Origin of the sequence: Streptomyces sp. ISL-11 (assembly GCF_018614525.1) — a bacterium.
Classification (GTDB): Bacteria; Actinomycetota; Actinomycetes; order Streptomycetales; family Streptomycetaceae; genus Streptomyces.
Genome location: NZ_JAGGOL010000133.1, coordinates 1 through 21,923 on the forward strand (window position 1 = coordinate 1; position 21,923 = coordinate 21,923).

General features: G+C 70.7%; 11 protein-coding genes. 6 read left to right on the forward strand and 5 right to left on the reverse strand.

The genetic code is table 11. The annotated features are described in order from the left end of the window. The 4 genes from J7E86_RS24270 to J7E86_RS24285 form a co-directional block, all read right to left on the reverse strand. Positions 1-924, reverse strand: a 924-nt coding sequence (locus J7E86_RS24270; protein ID WP_215084190.1) for a DMT family transporter, incomplete at its 3' end; no start/stop codon positions are given. Positions 925-1,175: 251 nt separating this feature from the next. Further along, positions 1,176-2,168 (reverse strand): LysR family transcriptional regulator, encoded by a 993-nt coding sequence (locus J7E86_RS24275; RefSeq protein WP_215084192.1) that lies wholly within the window; start codon positions 2,166-2,168, stop codon positions 1,176-1,178. Between the two features lie 13 nt (positions 2,169-2,181). Further along, complete coding sequence (locus J7E86_RS24280; RefSeq protein WP_215084194.1) at positions 2,182-3,099, reverse strand: TIGR03619 family F420-dependent LLM class oxidoreductase; 918 nt, start codon at positions 3,097-3,099, stop codon at positions 2,182-2,184. 211 nt (positions 3,100-3,310) lie between these two features. Continuing rightward, positions 3,311-4,543 (reverse strand): MFS transporter, encoded by a 1,233-nt coding sequence (locus tag J7E86_RS24285; RefSeq protein ID WP_215084196.1) that lies wholly within the window; start codon positions 4,541-4,543, stop codon positions 3,311-3,313. A gap of 235 nt (positions 4,544-4,778) precedes the next feature. Here J7E86_RS24285 and J7E86_RS24290 point away from each other — a divergent pair, with 235 nt between their 5' ends. After that, positions 4,779-6,449: a glutamate--tRNA ligase gene (locus J7E86_RS24290; RefSeq protein ID WP_215084198.1), complete on the forward strand. Its 1,671-nt coding sequence runs from the start codon at positions 4,779-4,781 to the stop codon at positions 6,447-6,449. Between the two features lie 64 nt (positions 6,450-6,513). Here J7E86_RS24290 and J7E86_RS24295 read toward each other — a convergent pair whose 3' ends face one another. Beyond that, complete coding sequence (locus tag J7E86_RS24295) at positions 6,514-7,098, reverse strand: LuxR family transcriptional regulator (protein ID WP_251019600.1); 585 nt, start codon at positions 7,096-7,098, stop codon at positions 6,514-6,516. Between the two features lie 369 nt (positions 7,099-7,467). On the opposite strand from J7E86_RS24295, the gene J7E86_RS24300 reads away from it, so the two are divergent. From J7E86_RS24300 to pglX, 5 genes are all read left to right on the forward strand, one after another. Further along, positions 7,468-11,631, forward strand: coding sequence for a type I polyketide synthase (locus J7E86_RS24300; protein ID WP_215084200.1), 4,164 nt, complete (start codon positions 7,468-7,470; stop codon positions 11,629-11,631). 288 nt (positions 11,632-11,919) lie between these two features. Next, on the forward strand, positions 11,920-12,579 hold the full coding sequence (locus tag J7E86_RS24305; protein ID WP_215084202.1) for a TetR/AcrR family transcriptional regulator: 660 nt from the start codon (positions 11,920-11,922) through the stop codon (positions 12,577-12,579). A gap of 149 nt (positions 12,580-12,728) precedes the next feature. Further along, the gene (locus tag J7E86_RS24310) at positions 12,729-13,352 is read left to right on the forward strand and encodes a 2OG-Fe(II) oxygenase (protein WP_215084204.1); all 624 of its coding nucleotides are present in this window, start codon (positions 12,729-12,731) and stop codon (positions 13,350-13,352) included. A gap of 225 nt (positions 13,353-13,577) precedes the next feature. After that, positions 13,578-18,254 (forward strand): BREX system serine/threonine kinase PglW, encoded by a 4,677-nt coding sequence (gene pglW, locus J7E86_RS24315; RefSeq protein WP_215084207.1) that lies wholly within the window; start codon positions 13,578-13,580, stop codon positions 18,252-18,254. Next, a complete protein-coding gene (pglX, locus tag J7E86_RS24320; RefSeq protein WP_215084208.1) occupies positions 18,251-21,862 on the forward strand; it encodes a BREX-2 system adenine-specific DNA-methyltransferase PglX in 3,612 nt (1,203 codons plus the stop codon). The genes pglW and pglX overlap by 4 nt, the downstream gene beginning before the upstream one ends. The last annotated feature ends 61 nt before the right edge of the window (positions 21,863-21,923 follow it).

Genomic DNA, 21,923 nt, shown 5'->3' on the forward strand with positions numbered 1-21,923 from the left:
GCCCACCTGGGGTGCCGCGGCGGCGCCCGCCGCCGGGGCGGGGGCAGGGGCGGGTGCGGGCTTGCGGCGCAGCAGGGCGGTGGCGGCGAGGACGGCCGCGGTGCCCAGCAGGACGGTCCAGCCGAGCGGCTCGTCCAGGAAGACGGCGCCCAGGACGACGGAGACGACGGTCATGAGGTAGATGACGGTGGCCGCGGCGGCGGCGCCGTCCTTGGTGATGATGATGGTGTTGAGCAGGACGGCGAAGCCGGTGCAGACGATGCCGAGGATGATCAGGGCGATGACGGAGTCGGTGCGCCACTCGACGGCTTCGAGGCCGATGAAGGGGACGGCGACGAGGGTCATGAGGGCGGCGATGGCGAGCTGGCCGCCGGCCAGCATGAAGACGGGGATGCCGCGGCCGGCCAGGAAGCGTCCGACGTAGGCGAAGCTGCTGCCGAAGCTGACCGCACCGAGGACGAAGCAGATGATGCTGCCGGTGGAGGCGTGCGTGCCGTCGCTCCAGGGGGCGGCGACCAGGACGACGCCGAGCAGGCCGATGAGCATGCCCCACAGGCGGGCGGCGCCCAGTCGCTTCTCGGAGCCGAGGACGACGGCGGCGCCCAGCGTCCAGACGGGGCCGGTGCCGCTGACGATGCCGGCGATGTTGCTGGAGCCGGTGCGCTCGCCCTCGGCGAAGAGCAGCCAGGGGACGGCGTTGCCGAGGAAGGCGGCCACGGCCATGTGGCCGAGGATCTTCTTGTCGCGCGGGAGCCGCTGGCCCTTGGCCGCTCCGATGGTCAGCAGGACGGCGGCGCCCAGGACGAGGCGGACGAAGACCATCTCCACGGGGGAGAAGGCATATCCGGATATTTTGATCCACAGGAAGACGGAGCCCCACAGCAGGCTCAGAGCGGTAAGCCGCAGGACGGCACCCTTCGACATGATTCTCCTCGGCGTCGCGGTGCCCCGGATCCCGGCGGTCCACGGACTGCCGTTCGGGGCATTTCGGTCTCATTGGGGGTAGGGCCGGGCCGGGCGCAACCGAGGGGGGATTTGGGGGAGTTGCGGCGCCGGTGCGGGCCGTGCGGGCAGAGACCCGGGGATGTGCGGCTGCCGGGCTCCGGGAAAGAGCCTCACACCGCCGCCCCCGCCGCGTCCATCGAGGGATTCTTCCGATGACCGTGAAGGCAGGCTTACGGTTCGTCGCCGGCCCGTTCACCGTCGTCGTGCGTGCCGCCGTCCTGCGCGCGGGCCGCCGCGGCCGCCTGGACGAGGGCGTCGACGACGGCCGCCACCTGGGGAATCCGTCCGTCGCCGGTGCGGACGGCGGCGTAGACCTGGCGGCAGGGGGCGTCGTCGAAGGTCTTGACGACGACACCGGCGCGGGCCGCGGAGCGGGCCAGGCGCGGGACGAGGCTGATGCCCATGCCGTGGCGGACGGCGGCGAAGGTGGCCTCCCAGTCGCCGATGGCATGGGTGGCACGCGGGGTGAACCCGGCGGCGGCGCACGCGGCCAGGGGGATCTCCTGGCACATGCCGGCCGTGGCGAAGATCCACGCCTCGTCCGCGAGGTCGGCCAGCGTCAGCGACGGCGCCCGTTCCAGCCGGTGGCCCAGGGGCAGGGCGACGTCGAAGATCTCCTGCATGAGGGGGAACTTCTCGAACCGCGGGTCGTTGGCAGGGGCCGTCGGGGACTCGACGGCGATGACCACGTCGGTGCGCCCGTCGGCGAGCATCTCGAAGCTGACCGGCGGGTCGACCTCGGCGAGGCTGGTGCGCAGCTGGGGCCGGCTCCCCTTGAGGATGGCGGCGGCGGGCAGGATCAGCGGGGTGAGGGTGGTGGCGAAGCCGGCCACCGACACCTCGCCCGTCTCCCCCTCTCGCCAGGCGGCCACCGCCTCGTGGAGCCGGTCGGTCCAGGTGAAGATCTCCTCGGCGTGGCGCAGCACGACGCGGGCGGCGCCGGTCAGGCGCAGGCGGCGGCCGGCCGGTTCGGTCAGCCGCACCCCCAGCTCCTTGGAGAGGGCGGCCAGTTGCTGCGAGACGGCGGACGGTGTGAGGTGCAGTGCGGCCGCGGCCGCACTGACCGTCTTCCGCCGGTCGAGCTCCGCCAGGACTCTCAGGCGGCGCAGGTCCACGTCGGGGCGGCGCGGCACCGGGGCCGCGCCGGGTGTTGGTGTCGTCATGCTGCGGGCAACATCAGCGCAGGCGCTGCTGTTCCGGGTCGATGACCGTACGGGCGAGCATCTCGAAGGTGTCGAGGTCGCGTTCGTTGCGTTCGCGGGTACGGAGCTCGCCGGGGAAGGTCGGGTCGAGGACGACGGTCCGGACGCCCAGCGCGTCCAGGAGGGTGAGGTCCTGGCGGATCTCGTCCAGGCTGCCCTCGCCCAGGAGCCGGGCGCCGCCCAGGGGTCGGGCGGTGACGCGGAGTTTGATACGGGGCACGAGTGCGGGGACGGGCAGGTCCAGTTCCTTGGCGGTCCGCTCCAGGGCGGGCAGGCCGTGGCCGGTCAGCCATCGGGCGGTGACGGAGGTGGGGTGCCAGGCGTCGCCCAAGCGCACCGCGCGGCGCAGGGCGCCGGGACTGTGGCCGCCGACCCACACCGGCGGACCAGGCCGTTGCAGGGGTGCCGGGCCGGTGTGCAGATGGTCGAAGGAGACGAACTCGCCGTGGTGGCTGACCACTTCGTCCGCCCAGCATGCCTTGATGACGGCGAGGTACTCGTCACTCCGGGCTCCGCGGCGGGCGTACGGGACGCCCAGGGCCGCGAACTCGGCCGGGGCCCAGCCCGCGGCGGCGCCGAGGACGAAGCGGCCGCCGCTCAGCCGGTCGATGGCCGCGGCCATCCGGGCCGTGAGGACGGGGTGACGGTAGGGCAGGATCGTCACGGTCGTGCCCAGCCCGATGGTGCGGGTGACCCCGGCCAGGTAGGAGAGCACGGTGAAGGGGTCGTAGAAGGGGGCGGCGAAGAGGCGCTGGACCTCGGGGGTGGGGGCGACGTGATCGGACACCAGCAGGTGGTGGTAGCCCAGCTCCTCCAGGCGCCCGGCCCACTCCCCCAGGGTCTCGGGTGTGGCGCCGGGGCCGTAGTTGGGGACGTTGACGCCGAACTTCACGGGACTCTCCGATCGTTTCGCGGCCGGGATGCGGGGCCGGTGACGGTGACGAGGGGGACGGTTTGCCGCTCGGGCGGTGCGGTTCGTACGAGGTGTGGGGCTGTGCCGTGTCCGGCGGGTCAGGTGAACGGGCGCTGCGGGCCGTGCCGTCCGGACCGCTGCTGCGCGGTGGTGTGTCCTCGAGCGCCGGACAGGCTGAAAGCGGTGGGGTTCAACCAGGATCAGGCTCGTCCGGCGTTTGAGGACGCGCCTGCGGAGCGGTCGCCGCCGCGGGCGGCAAGGACGCCCCGATCCGCCGGACACCGCCCAGGCCCCGTTCTCCGTTCCGGGCGCCGGCCAGGTGGACGGCCAGGGCGAGGGCCGCGCAGCCGGCCGCGGCCAGGGGCAGGTGGCGGGGCGCGAGACCGGCCGCCAGGGCCGTGCCGCCGAGGGCGGCGCCGGCCGATCCGCCGAGGTAGGTGGCCGAGCTGTTGAGGGCGAGGGCCGCGGCGCCGCGGGCGGGTCCGGCGGCCAGCAGACGGTGCTGCTGGGGGACGACGAAGGCCCAGCCGGCCGCCCCCCACAGGGCCAGCAGCGGCCATACCCCCAACGGGCCGTGGGCCGGCGTGATCGCCGCCAGGACGAGGGCCAGGGCTGCCAGCAGCAGCCCGGTCAGCAGGCCGGGCCGGGGAACGCGGTCCAGCAGGTGACCCACGGCGAAACCGCCCAGGATCCCGCCCAGCCCCCACACCCACAGTCCGGCGCCGCCGGGCCCGGCGTCGGCGTCGTCCAGCACCGGCAGCAGATATGTGTACAGGCCCAGGCTGGCCACGGTCTGGCAGAAAGTGGTCAGCACGGCGGTGGCGGTCCGGGGGTCCTTCAGCTGGGCCGCGCGTTCGGCCAGTGAGGGCAGGGGCGCGCTGTCCATGGGCGGCAGCAGGGTGGCCACGCCCAGGTAAGCGGCGGCGCCGACGGCGGCCACCAGCCACAGCGCGGAACGCCACCCGATGTGACCGGCGAGCAGCAGTCCGGCGGGGACACCGAGGACGGTGCCGCAGCTCAGCCCGCCCAGCACCAGGGCCAGGGCACGGCCCCGGCGTTCGGGTCCGGCGAGGAGAGAGGCGGTCGCGGCGGCCGTGGGCATGAAGACGCCGGCCGCCGCACCTGCCGGCACGCGCGTGCCCGCGAGGGTCGTCACATCGGGAGCGACGGCTCCGGCGGCGTTGGCGAGTGTGAACACGGCCAGGGAGACGAGCAGGATCCGGCGCATGCCCAGGCGCCCCAGTGCGGCCTGCGCCGGCGGGGCGAGAAGGGCGTAGGAGACGGCGAAGACGGTCACCAGCTGCCCGGCCGCCGCGGTCGAACCGCGGAACTCGCCGGAGATCTGCGGCAGCAGTCCGGCCGTCATATAGGCGTCCGTGCCCACCGCCAGGGCGCCCAGCGCCAGCAGGCTCACGCGCAGCACATCGGTGTCCGTTCTCCTCGGAAAGCCACTCGGGCGGCCGCCACCCGGGGCGGCCGGGAACAGCCTCGCCCACCGGCGGGCCCGGCGGACCGGCACGGAGGGCCAAGGGTTCGGGTTCCCACATCACCGTCGCGGCGGGCGCGGGGCCGGGCAGGCGGGGCGGCCTAGGGTCGGCATCCGGACGCCCGCTCCGTCCACCGCTGTTGTCGCCGTTTGCACGACGGAAGGATGTGCCATGCAGGACCGTGACGTCATTGATTCGTGGTTCCCCGCCGACCTGCGCTCCTGCGAGGTCTGGGAGGAGCACTTCGCACCGCGCAGGCTCCCGCCGGACGCGCAGGTGACGCGCTTCGCCCCCAGCCCGACCGGGTCGATGCACCTGGGCGGGCTGTACGTGGCGCTGCTCGCGCAGGAAGCGGCCCGGCACACCGGCGGCATCTACCTGGTGCGCGTCGAGGACACCGACAAGCGCCGCGAAGTCGCGGGCGCGGCGGAGGAGTTCGAGCGGATCTTCGGATACTTCGGCCTCGTCCCCGACGAGGGCGGTGGCCGGCCCGGGGCGTGGGGCCCGTACCTGCAGTCGCGGCGGGAAGGCGTCTACCTCAGTTACGTTCGCGAACTCGTGCGCAAGGGGCTGGCCTATCCGTGCTTCTGCCCGCCCGAGCTGCTCGCGCGGAACACGGCCGGGCAGCAGCAGGCGCGGTCACCGATCGGCTACTACGGCAAGTGGGCGCACTGCCGGGGGCTGAGTGTGCGGCAGGCGCAGGAAAGGATGGCGGCGGGCGAGGAGTTCACCGTGCGCTTCCGCTGCCCTGTGGGGTTGCCCGGCCGGGTGCGTTTCCGCGACCGTGTCCGGGGTTCCCTGACGATGCTCGACAACGGCAACGACGTGGTGATCCTCAAGTCGGCGGAGCAGGGCCGCCGGCTGCCCACCTACCACTTCGCGCATGTCGTCGACGACCATCTGATGCGCGTGACCCTCGTGATCCGCGGCGAGGAATGGATCTCCTCCCTGCCGGTGCACCACCAGCTGCACCGCGCCCTGGACTTCACCCCTCCGCAGTACGCCCACATCGCCCCGCTGATGAAGGTCGAGGGCTCCAGCAGGCGCAAGCTCAGCAAGCGCAAGGACCCGGAGTCCGCAGCCGCCTTCTACCTGGCCGCGGGGTATCCGGCACCGGCGGTCCGGCACTACCTGCGCGGCCTGGCCAACAGCCGGCTGGCGGACCTGCCGGCCGGCCGCGCCATGGCCGAGCCGGTGCGCCTGGAGGAGGCCGGGGTGGCCGGGCCGATGGTGGACCTGGGCAAGCTGCGCTCGGTCAGCCGTGACTACATCGCCTCCCTGCCCGCGGCCGACGCCCTCCAGGCCCTGTCCGACTGGGCCGCCGGGCACGACCCCGAGCTCGCCCGGGTGCTGGGCAGCCGCCGGGACCTGGCCCTGCAGGCCCTGGAGATCGGCCGGAGCGGTACGGGCACGCCGCGCAAGGACCTGGCGTGCTGGAGCGAGTTCCGCCGGGCCTACGGGTTCTTCCTCCCGGAGCTGCACACCCCGGTGGACTCACTGGACGACAGCCGGCTGGGGCTGCCGGCCGGGCAGGTCGCCGGCCTCGTCACCGACCTCGTCGGCAGCTACCGGCACGCCGGCTCCGCCGAGGACTGGTTCGCGCAGTGGCGTGCCCTGGCGGAACGGCACGGCTTCGCACCGGACGTGCGGACCCACCGGGCCGATCCGGGCGCCTTCCACGGCTCGGTGCGCGAGGTGGTCAACGTGCTGCGCGTGTGTGTGACGGGCACGGACCACAGCCCCGACCTCTTCCAGGTCGCCCGCGCGCTGGGCGAGGCGGAAGTACTGCGCCGCCTGCGGCCGCTGGCAGCCGCGGCGGCCGCGGCCGTGGCCGGCGTGTAGCGGCCCCGCACAACACGGCGCCGGGCGGGCTGGATTCCAGCCCGCCCGGCGCCTTGCCCATAGGTCAGCCGGTGGCGGCCAGCTCCCCCGCCCGGGGCAGGTCGCCGCCCTGGATGGCGACGGCGAGCTGTGCGCGGCGGCTGATGGAGAGCTTTCGGTAGATGCGGGTGATGTGCTGTTCCACGGCGCGGGGCGAGACGGCGAAGTGCTCGGCGATCTGCCGGTTCGTCAGGCCCGCGAGCATCATGCGGGCGACGCGCCATTCATGGGCACTGAGCCGGTCGTGACTCTCCGGCCCAGCGGCCGGCACCTCTCCCGGTACCGGCCGGGTGCCGGTCCGCGCCCCGGGCCGGTCCGGTACGCCGGCGGCCGGCTGCTCGGCGGCTTCGACGAGGGCTTCCAGGGCCCTGATGCGCGTCTCCAGGACGAGATGCTCCTGTACGTACGGGTCCTCGCCCAGCACCTGTTGCAGCTCGGACCGGGTGGCGGCCTCGACGACGAGGATCTCGCCGCAGCCCTCCCGCCAGGAACCGCTGTGCACCAGCACGCCCAGGCGGGACATCCTGCGCCAGTAGGCACAGTGCGCCGGGCGCGTCAGCCGCAGGCGGTCGTCGTCCCGGAATTCCCTGTCGACCGAGTACCTCACCATCGTCTGTCCCCCGTTTGCGTCACTCGGGAGCGGGGGGCGGCACGGTCTCCGCGCCCCGCCCAGCCATGAACTCACGAACAAGTTTATATTTGCATGCAATCTTGAACTCGCGATCAACTTTTCGCGAGAGCCGCATCACAGGCGGCGCCGACCCGGCGTCACATGACGGGATCAACAGGGGCGCGGCGGGGCGAAACGTGACGCGGTTTCAGACAGTCCAAGGAGAGACTTGAAGACCAATCTTGATCTCCAGTGCATCTTTGGACCACAATCCCCACCCAGTGGGGCCGACGCTTCTGCTCTTCGCAGCCCCGCCGCTCCGCGCACGTTCGGCAATGAACTTCAGCACTGACCGAGGTGGGGTTTCACATGCATGCCTTTGCGCCCGAGCGCACCGTCGCCGTGGTGGGGACGGGGTGCCGTTTCCCGCAGGCCACCGGGACCGACGAGTTCTGGCACAACCTCGTCGCCGGGCGGGACTGCGTCACGGCCGTCCCCCGCGAGCGGTTCGACATCGCCCCGTACCGCACCGACACACCCGGCACACCGGGGAAGACCGTCTCCCACCACGGCGGCTTCCTGGACGACCCGTTCTCCTTCGACCCCGGCTTCTTCGGCATCTCTCCCGCCGAGGCGATCGGTCTCGACCCCCAGCACCGGCTGCTGCTGCCCGTGGTCTGGGAGGCCCTGGAGGCCGCCGGAATCACCCCCTCCGCCCTGGCGGGCAGCAGGAGCGGCGTCTTCATCGGCCAGGCCACAGCCGACTACGCCGACGGTGTTGGCCCCGCCGGGCACGCCCTCGGCGACGTCACCGGAAGCCATCTGCGCGCCATGGCCGCGGGCCGCATCTCCTACGCCCTCGACCTGCGCGGGCCCAGCATGACCCTGGACACCGCCTGCTCGTCGTCCCTGGTCGCCGTGCACGCCGCGCGCCAGAGCCTGCTCAGCGGCGAGAGCCGGCTGGCCATCGCCGGGGGCGTCAACGTGATCCTCTCCCCCCATCACGCCATCGCCTACTCCCAGGCCGCGATGCTCTCCCCCGACGGCCGCTGCAAGTTCGGCGACGCCGCGGCCGACGGATTCGTACGCAGCGAAGGAGCCGGCGTCGTCGTCCTCAAACTGCTCTCGGACGCCCTGCGTGACGGCGATCCCGTACTCGCCCTGCTGGCCGGCAGCGCCGTGACCAACGACGGGCGCGGCAGCGGCCTGCTGCTCAAGCCGGCCGTCTCCGGGCAGGTCGCCATGCTCACCGCCGCCTGCGCGAGCGCCGGATTACGCCCCGCCGACCTCGCCTACATCGAGGCCCACGGCACCGGCACGACCGTCGGCGACACCGTCGAACTGCGCACCCTGGCCAAGGCCCTGGAGGAGCTGCCCGCCGGGCGCCGGATGCGCACGGGCTCGGTCAAGAGCAACATCGGCCACACGGAGGCCGCCGCCGGCATCGCCGGACTGATCAAGACGATCCTCATCGCCCGCCACGGCCTCGTCCCCGCCTCGCTGCACCAGCGCACTCCCCACCCGCTGCTCACCCGCCCCGGCTTCCCCGTCGAGGTCGTCACCCGCAACGAACCCCTGCGGCGGGCGGAGGACCGCGCCGGGGACCCGGACGCGCCGGCCGTGCTGGGGGTCAGCTCTTTCGGGCTGTCCGGCACCAACGCCCATGTCGTCGTCGCCCAGTACGACGCGCCCCCGGACCGGACTCCGACGTCATCGGTCACCTTCCCGCCGCGGACCGCGAGCCCCACGGCGTCCCGGCGACCGGAGCCGCCCACGACGGCACGGCCGGTCCATCTGCTCGTACTCAGTGCCCGCTCCCGGGCCTCCCTCGGGCGCCTGGCCGCCGCCTACGCCGGTCACCTCGGCCCCGGCGGCGCGGGCCACGGTCACCCGCTGCGCGACATCTGCGCCACCGCCGCCCTGCGCCGCGACGCACACCCCTACCGCCTGTGGGCCACCGGTGCCGACCACGACGGCCTCGCCGCCGTCCTGCGCCACCTGGCCGCCGGCGTCCATACCCCCCACGGCGCCTGGGGCGAGGGCGTCTTCGGGCCCCCGCGCCGCACCGTGTTCGTCTTCCCCGGGCAGGGCTCGCAGTGGGCGGGCATGGGACGGTCCCTGATGGCGTCCTCCCCCGCCTTCGCACGCACCCTGCGGGCCTGCGAGGAGGCCGTCCGGCATGAGGCGGGCTGGTCGCTCACCGAACTCCTCGACTCCGCGGAGCAGGACTTCCCCACCACGGTGGAGAAGGTCCAGCCCCTGTTGTGGGCGGTGGAGGTGGCCCTCGCCGCCCACTGGCAGGACATGGGCGTCACCGCCGACGTCTGCATGGGGCACAGCATGGGCGAGGTCGCCGCCGCCGTCGTCTCCGGCGCCCTGACCACCGAGCAGGGGGCGGCCGTCATCTGCCGCCGCAGCCGCCTCATGCGGAGCGTGGCCGGGCAGGGCGGCCTGCTCGTCACCGAACTGGCGGCGCCCCAGGCGCAGGAGATGGCCCAGCAGGAAGGTCCGGGCGTGTGCGTGGCGGCGGAGAACGCTCCCACCACCACCGTCCTGGCAGGTGACCTGGCCGGCCTGCACCGCATCAAGGGGCGCCTGGACGCCGCCGGCGTCTTCAACCGCTTCGTCAAGGCCGATGTCGCCTCCCACTCCCCCGTCATGGACCGGCTCACCACCGAACTCGGCGAGCGGCTGGCGGAACTGACCCCGACAGCCGCCGGCATCCCCCTGTACTCCACGGTCCGCGGCGCGCGGGTGGACGGCCATGAGCTGGACGGCGCCTATTGGAGTGCCAACCTGCGCGAGCCCGTACGGTTCCATGACGGCGTCCACACCCTGGCCAAGGCGGATGAGTCCGTCTTCGTCGAGGTCAGCCCGCATCCCGTCCTCCAGGCCGCCATGGAGGAAACCCTCGGAGAGGCCGGCGCCTCCGGTGCCGTCGTCGCCTCCGCCCACCGCGGCGGCGACGAGAGCGCGGATCTGGCCGCCGCACTCGGCCGGGTCTTCACGGCGGGCGGCCGCGTCGACTGGGCACGGTGGTTCGGCGGCCCGGCCCGCCACGTGCCGCTTCCCGCCTATCCCTGGGACGAGCAGCACCTGCGCCGCACCCCCGCCACCGGCGGCAGCTCCCGCGCGGCGGGCGAGGTCACCGCCGACTTCCCGCAGGATCCCGGCGCGGCCGGCGTCTCCCTGCACGGCCTGACGCCCGTTCCCCCTGTCGTCCACCTGCGCGCCCTGTACGAGGCCGCCACCGCCGCGGTGCGGGAGGACGCGGGGGAAGCGGGACACGCGGGGCATACGGGGAGCAGCGCCTTCGTCATCAAGGAAGCGCGCGTCGCCGCGGAGTCCGCCGGCATCACCGCCGCCGGCGGACTGACCCTCCGCGCCCGCCTGAGCAGCCCTCTGGAGGGAGCACGCACGGCGCTGGTCGAGGCAGTGCCGGCGGGGCGGGGTTCCGCCGCCCCGGTGACTTGCCTGACGGCGACGGTGCATATGACGTCCGGGGCGTCGGGGTCATCCGGGGCATCCGGGCCGTCCAGGTCGTCCGATCGGGACGACGCCGCACCCTGCCTTCAGAACGCCATCGACGAGGCCCTCTCGCGCTGCCACGACTACCGCGCAACCGAACGGTTCCTGCTCGGCCTGACGCAGCGCGGCTACGACGTCCCCGATGCCTACGGGTCGGCGGTGCGCCACCTGTGGCGGCGCAACGGGGAAGCCGTGGCCTTCCTCGCCCGCCCCGACGGCCTCGGACAGGCAGCCTGGGAGGCATGCCTGCTGCCGCTGCTGGCCGCCGCACCCACCGGCCCGTCCGCACGGCACGCCTACCATCCGGTGTCCTTCGGACACGTGCGGTTCCAGGGCGAACTGACCCCGAACTTCTGGGTGATGGCCACCTTCACCCCGTACCAGGCGGGCGAGAAGGCGCACGCCGATGTGGTCGTCGTAGGAGCGCACGGCAGAAGACTGGCCGAATTCCGCGGTATCCGACTCGAGCGTCTTTCCGGGCTGTCCGGCACAGGTTCACGGGCCGGTTCCGCCCTGCGGTTGCCGGAATTCGCGGCCCATCTTGTGGAAGGCGCCGTACGCGCTCCCCGAGCGCTGACTTCCGTACTGCGCGGCATCGTGGGCCCGGGCCGTGCACGCGCATTCACCCATTACGCCGCTATTCCCACGGGTGTTCCGGCAAAACTGGCGTCCGGTACCGATCCGGAACCCGGTTCCGGCCATGAAGTGGAAGATGCCCCCGAGCAGCCGGGGACGGAAGGTCGGCCGGCCGGGCCGGAGGCGAGCGGGGAGACGACCGGGGCCACGGCACTCGTACAGGGCGCTGCCCGCATCCTGGCCATGGCCCCCGACCGGATCGACCCCCGGCGTCCCCTGCGCGATTATGGTCTGGATTCGCTCATGGCCGCCCGGCTGCGTCAGCAACTGCTCGCCGAACACGGCCTGGTGGTGTCCGTCACCCGGCTGCTGGGCGAGGAGAGCGCCGAGCGACTGGGGCGCGATCTGCAAGGAGCCGGCCTCGCCTAACCGGAAGACAGGCTGGTTTTGCCGGGCGGGGATTCGGTGCGGGCACCGCATCCCCACTCCCGCGGCACGACACTTCCACACTTCGTGAACTTCCAACCATTCATGGATCGTGGTACAAGTAGATTGCCGGACGGGGGAGCCGGGTCTTCATGCCGAGGACGAGCTCAACCGCGCCGGCAAGGCGATCGGCATGATCATCCATTCGTGGCGGGGCGGATCCCCAATTCGCCCCGGGCAGCTGGCATGCGAGGCCGCAAAGCCGGACGGCAGGAAACAGCAGGAGCAGCCATGGATGACACGCCCGCGACAACACCCGGCACCCCCCTCGGGCGCCGCGAGCGCAACAAGCTCAAGGTCAGGAGCCGCTTGTACGACTCCGCCCTGAAGCTCTTCGCGCAGAAGGGCTACGAGCAGACCTCGGTCGACGAGATCGCCGAAACCGCCGACGTCGCACGCGGCACGTTCTTCAACCACTTCCAGCGCAAGGAAGACCTCATCAGCGCGTGGGGAGAACAGCGGCGCGCCCGTCTCAGGGCAGGCCTGAGCGCCTCGGAAGTCGACCGCCAGGAGAGTCTGCGCGTCGCCCTGGAACGGTGCATGCGCATTCTGGCGGACATCAATGAAGAGGAGAGGGACGTCACCCGGTCCATGCTCATGGCCTGGGTGAAGGCCGGCCGGCCGATGCAGGAGGCACCCTACGCCGGCGACATATTCGCCGAGGTCATCAAGGCGGCCCTCGAGCGGGGCGAACTGCCCGAAGGCATCAACGCCTACCGCGTGGGCTGCCTGTTGCGCGACGTCTACCTGGGCACGCTCTACCGCTGGTCCCAGGCGGAGGGGCAGGACAGACACCTGGAACTGCGCACCGAACTGCACGCGGCCTGCGCCATCATCCTCGACGGGATCCTCCCTGCCGGACGGGCGGAGCCCGCAGCAGTTCCCTGCTGACGAAGGTCCGAGCCCTCCGGGCGGGCCGCGAGCGGCGGTCCACGTCTACGGATCTCCGTACAGCCCGCTCCCCGTCGGCCTGCCTAGCATCACCGCCTGCCATCGCCCGCGCCCGACGCGGGCGCCCGCCAGCAGGAGGACGTTCCACGATGCTGCGCACCACCACTGAATTCACGAAGGCCAGGGAAGGGATCGCCGCCCACGTGGCGACGGACGTCCTTTCGGAGTCCGATATCCGGGAACTGGATGCCGCCTACCCCAGTGACGACCATTTCGAGAAGGTGGTCTTCTCCAGCCCGGTCAAGCGCTTCCGGCTGAGGTCGTTGCCGCTCTCCCGGGACGGTGAACGCCTGCCGGCGGCGGAGCGACTGCCCACGGTCTGGTCCCGGCTGCTCGACGACCTCGACGGGCCGGAGTTCACCGCGCGGCTGGGCGAGGTGACCGGGATGGAACTGGCCGGCCTGCCGCGCGACACCGGACTGTTCACGCATGCCGAAGGCGAGTTCATCTCCCTGCACCACGACCAGCCGGAGAAGGCCCTGACCGTGGTGCTCTACTTCAACCGGGACTGGCCCGCCGACGGCGGCGGCCATTTCGAGGTCCGCGCCACGCACAACCCGACCACAGCCCCCGCATCCTCCCTACCGCCCGCGGCCGGCACGGCAATCGCCTTCGACTCCTCCGTCTGGCACGCCACTTCCACGGTAACCACCGGCCGCACCCTACGAGCAGCCGTCCTGGACTTCTGGCGCGACCGGCCTCAGCCGCGCTGACCCGGGGCGACGAGAGGACACAGGCGACCGTCCAGGCCAAGAACCAGCTCGCCTGTTTTACGCCGTTTGATGACTTCAGCGCACTCTCCATCGTCATCATGAGGGCCATCCATGCCGGAACCCGCCGCTAGGATTCCCCCGGGGGCTTACGACGGTTGCGCTGCTGAGACGGCATCAGGCGGTCGACTGTTCACTACACGTGCCAAGAAGCCGGGGGGCAGTGCTTTGCGTGAAGGCCGGTGGACCACGGTCACCGAGTCGGGGTTCGATCACGAGCGCCGTGGCCTGGAAGCCATTCGCAAGCGGTTACCCGACTCCGACCCGTGGCGGGCCTGGTCGAACTTCGCCTTCACCGCGAACAGCGGGCACGTCCGGGAGGTCGACCTCCTCGTCGTGGCCCCCGGCGGCATGTATCTGATCGAGCTCAAGGACTGGCACGGCTCGGTCACCAGCGAGAACGGCACCTGGGTCCAGACCAAGCCCAAAGGCCGTCGCGAGACGCACGGCAATCCCCTGCACCTGGCCAACAAGAAGGCGAAGGAGCTCGCAGGGCTGCTGAAGCAGCACGGCAAACGCATCTGGGTGGGCGAGGCCGTCTGCTTCACCGACGCCGCGTTACGCGTACGCCTGCCGGCCAATGACCTCAATGGCGTCCACACCGTGGACGAACTGGTCGAGATGCTCAAGCAGCCACCGCGTGACGAGCGGCACCGCATCACCGCCATCGACTCACGCGAGATCAAGGCGGCCCTCGACCGGACCGGCATCCGCCCCAGTGACGCGGACTACAAGGTCGGCCCGTATCAGCTGGAGCGAAAGGCTCTCGACTCCGGGCCGACCTGGGCCGACTACCTGGCCAAGCACAGCGAGCTGCCGGAGCTGGCGCGGGTGCGCATCTATCTGCGGGAGCGCGGCTCGGACGCCTCCATCCGCCAGTCGGTGGAGCGCGCCGCCCGGCGCGAGGCCGCGGTCCTGCGGCGCTTCCGGCACCCCGGTGCCGTCCAGCTCAAGCAGTACGACCCGTCCGGGCACTCCGCGGGCCCCGCGCTCATCTTCGACTATCACCCACAGACATTGCGCCTGGACGAGTACCTGCTCCAGCACGGGCTGCAGCTCGACGTCCTCGGCCGCATGGCGCTCGTCCGGCAGCTGGCCGAGACCATGCGCTCCGCGCACTCCAGCCGCATTCACCACCGGGCCCTGGCGGCCCGTTCCGTGCATGTCATCCCCCGCAACCGGGGCCCCAAGGGGCAGGCGATCGGCGAAGAGGCGGCATGGCTCTCCCCTTTCCTGCAGATATCCGACTGGCAGATCGCCGCGCAGCGCAGTGCCGGCGGCCAGGCACAAGGCATGAGCCGGTTCGCGCCCACAGCCCTGTCCGCCATGCACGTGGCGGAAGGCTCCGACCCGTATCTCGCACCCGAACTCACCGCCCTCAAGGCCGATCCGGTGTCGCTGGACGTCTATGGCCTCGGTGTCCTGACGTATCTGCTGGTCACCGGCAAGGCGCCGGGCGCGAGTCAGGCCGAGCTCCGCGCCCGTCTCGAGGCCGGGGAGGGGCTGCGCCCCAGTTCGCTGGTGGACGGGCTGTCGGAGGACATCGACGAGCTGGTGCAGGCGGCCACCGCCTACCGTCCCGAGCAACGCCTGTCGTCCGTGGACGAGTTCCTGGAGATGCTCGAGCTCGTCGAGGACACACTCACGTCCCCGGCCGCTCCCCCTGCCCCCGAGGTCCCCGAGAAGGACCCCCTGGAAGCCGTCGCGGGGAACGTCCTCGGCGGTCGCTGGGAGGTTCGCCGCCGCCTCGGTACGGGCTCGACGAGCCGTGCCTTCCTGGTGCGCGACCTGGAGGCCGAGGCCCGCAAGTCACGCCCGCTGGCCGTGCTCAAGGTGGCACTCTCCGACACGCGGGGCGAGATCCTGGTCCGCGAGGCCGAGGTCATGGGTCGTCTCCGTCCCGACTCCCGCATCATCCGCCTGATCGAGCCGGAGCCGCTGCGCATCGCGGACCGTACAGTGCTCGCCCTGGAGTACGTGGGTGACGAGCGCGAGGAGACCGGCGAGGGCGGCTCCGAGTCCGGCACCCGGACGCGCCGCCGCGAGGAGACGGTCGCCCGCCAGCTCCGCGAGAGGGGCCGCCTGCCGCTCGACGAGCTGGAGGCGTACGGCGACTACCTGTTCGGTGCCGTCGACTTCCTCGAGGGCGAGGGCGTCTGGCACCGCGACATCAAGCCGGACAATATCGTCATCCGCGTCCGCCCGAACCGCACCCGCGAACTCGTGCTCATCGACTTCTCGTTGGCGGGTTACCCGGCCAAGGACTACGAGGCCGGCACAGAGGGCTACCTCGACCCTTTCATCGGCGAACTCACCCGCACCGCCTACGACTCGCACGCCGAGCGCTACGCGGTCGCGGTCACGCTGCACGAGATGGCCTCGCGCGAGCTGCCCAAGTGGGGCAACGGGTCCGTGCTGCCCAAAATGACGACAGCGGAGGAACTCACCCTCCCGACGATCGCCGCCGACGCCTTCGAGCCCGCGGTACGGGACGGCCTGGTCGCCTTCTTCCGTAAGGCTCTGCACCGGGACGCCGCCAAGCGCTTCCCCGAGCTGAAGCCGATGCGGGACGCCTGGAAGAAGGTCTTCCTGGACGCCGCGCAGACCGTGACGTCCACCCATCGTTCCCGCCACCCCGCCGAGACGGGCGGGCAGGACGCAGAGGGGCAGGCCGCTCTCGCGGACGCCGAGCCGCTCACCGCCGAACAGCAGCGTGAGCAGTTGGCCGCCCATGTCACCCGTGACACCCACTTGTCTGCCGCCGGTCTCACTCCTGCCGCCGAGTCCTTCCTCTACGGACTCGGCATCACCACCGTCGGTGGCCTCCTCGACTACAGCCACCGCAAGCTCCTCAATGCGCCGGGCCTGGGCAACAAGACCCGCACCGAGGTGCAGCGACGCCAGCGTGAGTGGGGCGAACGGCTCCGTGAAGCGCCGGTCTCGCCGCTGACCCCGCGGGGCCGGGCCGAGGCCAAGGAGGAGCTCGAGCAGCTCTCCGCCGCCGAATCAGCCGTACGCGACGCTCTCGCCGCCCGCGAGGGTGCGGGTGGCCTGAGCAGTTCCGCACTGCGCTCGGTCAGCCTCGACACCCTCGCCACGGTCTTCGTTCCGGAGCTCAACAACAACGGCTCCAACCGCAACAAGGTCGACATGGTCCGGTTGCTGCTGCGCCTGCCCGACGAGCGCGGCGAGCTGCCCGGCATCGGCGTCTGGCCCAAGCAGAAGGACGTAGCCGACGAGCTCGGTCTGTCCGCCGGGCGCATTCCGCAGATGCTCAAGGAGGAGCGCAAGCGCTGGAAGAAGCACCCGGCGGTCCAGGCACTGCGCGAGGAGGTCATGGACCTGCTCGCGAGCCTCGGCCGGGTCGCGCCCGCCGCCGAGATCGCCGACGCGCTCGCCGTACGACGCGGTACGCAGCTGTCCCGGCGCGAACAGCGCCGTGCCCTCGCTCTCGCCGCGGTCCGGGCCGTGGTCGAGGTGGAGCAACTCGAGCCGGACGAGGCCGAGTTCCGGCACCAGCCCAACCGCAAGGCCACGGAGGAGTCCCTGGGGGCCGGCCTGCTCGCTCTCGACGTACGGGAGGACGACTCCCCCGACACCCCGAGCGCACCCGGGCTCCTCGACTACGCGACCAGACTGGGCCGTACCGCCGACCGCCTCGCCAAGCTGGACACGCTGCCCACCGCGGCGACGGTTCTCGCGGAGCTCGGCGCACTCACCCCGCCGCCCGGCACGGTGGAGTGGGACGAGCGCCGCCTGGTGGAACTGGCGGCAGCGGCCTCCGTCAACGCGGCGGCCACCCCGCGTCTGGAGATCTACCCCCGGGACCTGCCCCTGGTGCGCGCGCTGCGGCTCACCCAGGCGGGGCTCGTTCCGCTGATCCCCGGTGTGCCTGACGCACGGCAGCCCGGCCTCACCGTCGAGGCCGTCCACGAGCGGGTACGGGCCCGCTTCCCCGAACTCGTCGTCCAGGACGGCCGGGGCCTCCTCACGCACGCCCTGCCGACGGACGGCCCGCTGACCAAGGCGCTGCGCGACGCGGGCTTCGATCTCACGCTGTCGACGCGCGAGGGCACGAGGACTCCGCGCTACCTGCCCAAGCGCATGGACCACGCGTCCAGCTACCTGACGAACGACGCCTGGCGCCGGTCGACGGACGTCGACACCGTGACGCGCTACTCCGACAACCCGCAGCTCGCGGGTGCCGTCCGCGCCGAGGAACGGCTGTCCGCTTCCGCGCGACGGGACGGCTACCGCGTATTGACGGTACGTCAGGGCAATGCGCGGAACGCCGTACGGGAGCTTGAACGGCCGGACCGGTTCGGTACCGAGGTCGTCTCGGTGACGGAACTGTTCCTGGAGGCCATGCACGCGCTCGTCCCCCCGGGGACGAAACCGACTTGGGAGACGCTGCTGAAGGCGGACGTCGCGGAGCCGGGATCGCGGGGCGCGCTGAAGTTCGCGGAGTACGCACGGACGGCGTGGGGCGCGGTGGAGCTTTGGGTACGCGCCCTGCTGGACGGTGGTTCGACTTCGGAGGCGGGGGTGGGATCCGGCCCGGTTCTCCTGACCGAGGTCGCGGTATTCGCCCGGTACGACGCGATGGGCCTCCTCTATCGACTGGCGGAGGCTTCCCGGCAGGGCGGGCGGGGCCTGTGGCTCCTGGTCCCGCAGGGCGACCCGGCGCGGGAACCGAAGTTGGGACACGTCGCGGTGGCGTACCAGGCCGGCCTGGGTGAGTGGATCGAGATTCCGGACTCGTGGGTGGACAACGCGCACCGGTCCGGTGGAACCCAGGTCGTGAACGCTCAAGAAACTCAAGACACTGAGGGAGAGGTCAAGTGATCGACCGCAAGGCTCTTTTAAACGACCTGAAGCGACAGGTCAAGGCGGTCGAGTCCGACCTGGCCCAGCAGGTGAAGGCAGTCGGGGAGGTCCGCGACCGGCTGCGCGCCGAGTACGACCACGCGCGCAAGCTGGGCCGTACAGCGGCAACGTGGAACTCCTGGCTGGACGACCGGATCACGCAGGTCGCGGTGGCGTGGGTCCTGGGTACTGTTTTTGTACGGTTCTGCGAGGACAACCGGCTGATTCCGGAGCCCTATCTGACGGCGCCAGAAGACGATCGGCGGGAGCTGGGGCTGGCGCGCTACCAGGAGTACGTGGCGACGGATCAGGATCCGACCTTCCGTGGGTGGATTGAGCGCGCGTTCGAGGAGCTGGCGGCCGGACAGGCGGGCCAGTTGCTCTTCGACCAGCGGCACAACCCGCTGTACCAGGTTCCGTTGTCACACGATGGAGCCCGGGATTTGATCGAGTTCTGGCGGCAGCGGAATGAAGCTGGTTCGCTCGTCCACGACTTCACGGACCTGCTGAACGAGGACGGTACGGAGGGCTGGGACACGCGCTTCCTGGGGGACCTGTACCAGGATCTGAGCGAGGCGGCCCGGAAGACGTACGCGCTGCTGCAAACCCCGGAGTTCGTGGAGGAGTTCATCCTCGACCGGACGATGGATCCGGCGGTTCGCGAATTCGGGTACGAGGGCCTGAAGATGATCGACCCTACGTGTGGGTCGGGGCACTTCGTGCTGGGGGCGTTCCGGCGGCTCGTGCGGCTGTGGGCGGATGGCCAGCCGGGGCGGGATGTGCACGAGCGGGTGCGGGATGCGCTGGACTCGGTGCACGGGGTTGATCTGAACCCGTTCGCGGTGGCTATTGCGCGGTTCCGGTTGCTGGTGGCTGCTATGGCGGCGAGTGGCTTGCGGACGGTGGCGGAGGCGAGCAAGTACGAGTGGCCGATTCATTTGGCGGTGGGTGACTCGCTGATCAAGCGCCGGGGTCGGCAGGGCAATCTGTTTGATGAGTCGGATGAGGAAGGTGCGGACGAACTCGCCGAGTTCAAGTACGAGACGGAGGACGTGCAAGAGCATCCGGACATTTTGCGGGAGGGGCGATATCACGTGGTGGTCGGCAATCCGCCGTACATCACGGTGAAGGACAAGAAGCTCAACGAGCTGTATCGGAAGCTCTACGATGCTTGCCAGGGAACTTACGCACTGTCCGTTCCGTTTGCTCAGCGGTTCTTCGAGCTGGCTAAGGTCGGGGATGCTAGCGCTGGACGCGGATACGGCATGGTCGGACAGATTACCGCGAACTCGTTTATGAAGCGGGAGTTCGGCACCAGGCTGATTGAGACTCATTTCGGGCACTTGTTGGAGCTGACTGAGGTCATCGACACCTCAGGCGCATACATTCCCGGGCACGGGACCCCGACAGCCATCCTTATTGGCAGACGGCGTGGGGGCAACAAGCGATCCGCCACGATTCGTACAGTACGAAGCATTCAGGGGGAACCTGCCGCACCTGATAACGCAGAGGACGGGCTGGTCTGGAACGCTATCGTCACCCAGATCGATATGCCTGGTTCGGTGAGCCCCTGGGTCTCTGTCGGTGATCTCGAGCGGAAGCGCTACTTCGGTAGTCAACCTTGGATTCTCGCTGACGGCGGTCTTGAGATGGTCGAGCAACTTAGCGAGGGAGGCGCGCAACGGCTCAAAGCAGCCATCCGCCCCCCGATTGGGCGCGCCATTCGCGCTGGGGCAGATGAGGCGTATATCCGACCGCTGCGAAGCACGTTTCGAACGGTTGCGAACCGCGGAGGACTGCAGCCTCTCGTGATCGGCGAAATCGTTCGAGACTGGGCTGCCGAACCAGAGGAGAGTATCTGGTTTCCTTACTCAAAGAAGCTCCAACCCGGTGAGCTGGCGACCGATCTCTGGGCGTTACGACGCGTGCTCGAAGCACGGCGCACCTTTCAGGGTGACATGGCTGACGCCGGGCTTCGATGGTGGGATTACATGCAGTTCACCCCATCTGCATACCGATCTCCGCTGTCCATCACTTTCGCCTTCGTAGCCACACACAACCATTTTGTCCTGGATCAGGGCGGTAAGGTCTTTAAGCAGTCGGCGCCGGTAATCAAACTACGGGAAGGGGCAAGCACGGAGGAACATCTGCGGCTACTTGGGCTGCTCAACAGCTCCACCGCTGGCTTCTGGCTTCGAATGGTGAGCTACCCCAAGGGAGGCAGTCCCGAGTCCGGTGGCGGTCAGTCAGACCAGCCTTGGTCGTGGACCTACGAGTTCACCGGTACCAAGCTCCAAGAGTTCCCTCTTCCCTCTGCATACCCCATCTTGCTCGCCACTGCCCTGGACAGCCTTGCCAGACAACTCACCGCCGCCAGCCCCTCCGTCATTGTCTCCCAGGCAGTACCCAGCACCCCAGCCCTCCGGCAGAGACGCGACATCTGGCACTCCACCCGCACCCGCCTGATCGCTCTCCAAGAGGAGCTGGACTGGCAGGTCTATTCGCTCTACAACCTGCTCCCCGAGGGCCTACACGTTTCCAAGGACCCCAGCTCCCCCGATATCCCGGACCTCGCCCTCGGCGAGCGCGCCTTCGAAATCGTCCTAGCCCGCCGCGTCGCCGCAGGCGAAGCCAGCGACGAGTGGTTCAAGCGCCACGGCTCCACCCCCATCACGGAAATCCCCGCCCACTGGCCAGCCGCCTACCGCGAGATCGTCCAGAAGCGTATCGACGCCATCGAGTCGAGCCGCGCCATCGGCATGATCGAGCGCCCGGAATACAAACGCCGCTGGGCCACCGAAGGATGGGACTCGCTCCAAGAGAAAGCCCTGCGGTCCTGGCTTCTCGATCGAGTCGAGAACCGCGACCACTGGTACGACGAGAACGGCATGCCCGCCCTCGTCACCCTCTCCCGCCTCACAGACGCACTCTCACGCGACGAGGACTTCGCTTCGGTCGCCAAGCTCTACGCCCCCCGCAAGGAACTCCCCGCCGTCGTCGCCGAGCTGATGGCCGACGAACACGTCCCGTTCCTGGCCGCCCTGCGCTACAAGCCCTCCGGCCTGAAGAAGCGCGCCGACTGGGAACACGTCTGGGACCTCCAGCGCAAGGAGGACGCCGAGACAGACGAGCCCGCCAAGAAGAAGATCCGGGACTCCATCCCCGTACCGCCGAAGTACACGTCGGCCGACTTCCTGCGCCCCTCCTACTGGCGAGCCCGCGGCAAGCTCGACGTACCCAAGGAGCGGTTCATCTCGTACGGGCAGAGCAACGTGCCCACGCCCGACCTGTACGGCTGGGCCGGCTGGGATCACCAGGAGCAGGCATACGCCCTGGACGCGTACATCGCCTCTCACGAGGATCTGACCACGGAGGAGTTGGCGCCGTTCCTCGCGGGCCTGCTGGAGCTTCAGCCCTGGCTGGACCAGTGGCACGACGAGTTCGACCCCGCCTTCAGCTCCTCCCCCGCAGCATTCTTCCGGGGCGACCGGCAGATGGTGCAGGGCGAGCACGGGCTGACTGACGAAGACCTGGGCGCCTGGCGTCCGGCTGCCGCCGCTCGCGGACGCCGCACCGCCAAAAAGTAGCCCGTTCGAAGAGATCGATGGCCCCGCGATCAACCTGGATCACGGGGCCACCTCGTTAAGC

Bases quoted from the DNA above. Each gene is read 5' to 3' on its own strand.
- J7E86_RS24275 (WP_215084192.1), bottom strand. From the start codon at position 2,168: ATGACGACACCAACACCCGGCGCGGCCCCGGTGCCGCGCCGCCCCGAC.
- J7E86_RS24290 (WP_215084198.1), top strand. From the start codon at position 4,779: ATGCAGGACCGTGACGTCATTGATTCGTGGTTCCCCGCCGACCTGCGC.
- J7E86_RS24295 (WP_251019600.1), bottom strand. From the start codon at position 7,098: ATGGTGAGGTACTCGGTCGACAGGGAATTCCGGGACGACGACCGCCTG.
- J7E86_RS24300 (WP_215084200.1), top strand. From the start codon at position 7,468: ATGCATGCCTTTGCGCCCGAGCGCACCGTCGCCGTGGTGGGGACGGGG.
- J7E86_RS24305 (WP_215084202.1), top strand. From the start codon at position 11,920: ATGGATGACACGCCCGCGACAACACCCGGCACCCCCCTCGGGCGCCGC.
- J7E86_RS24310 (WP_215084204.1), top strand. From the start codon at position 12,729: ATGCTGCGCACCACCACTGAATTCACGAAGGCCAGGGAAGGGATCGCC.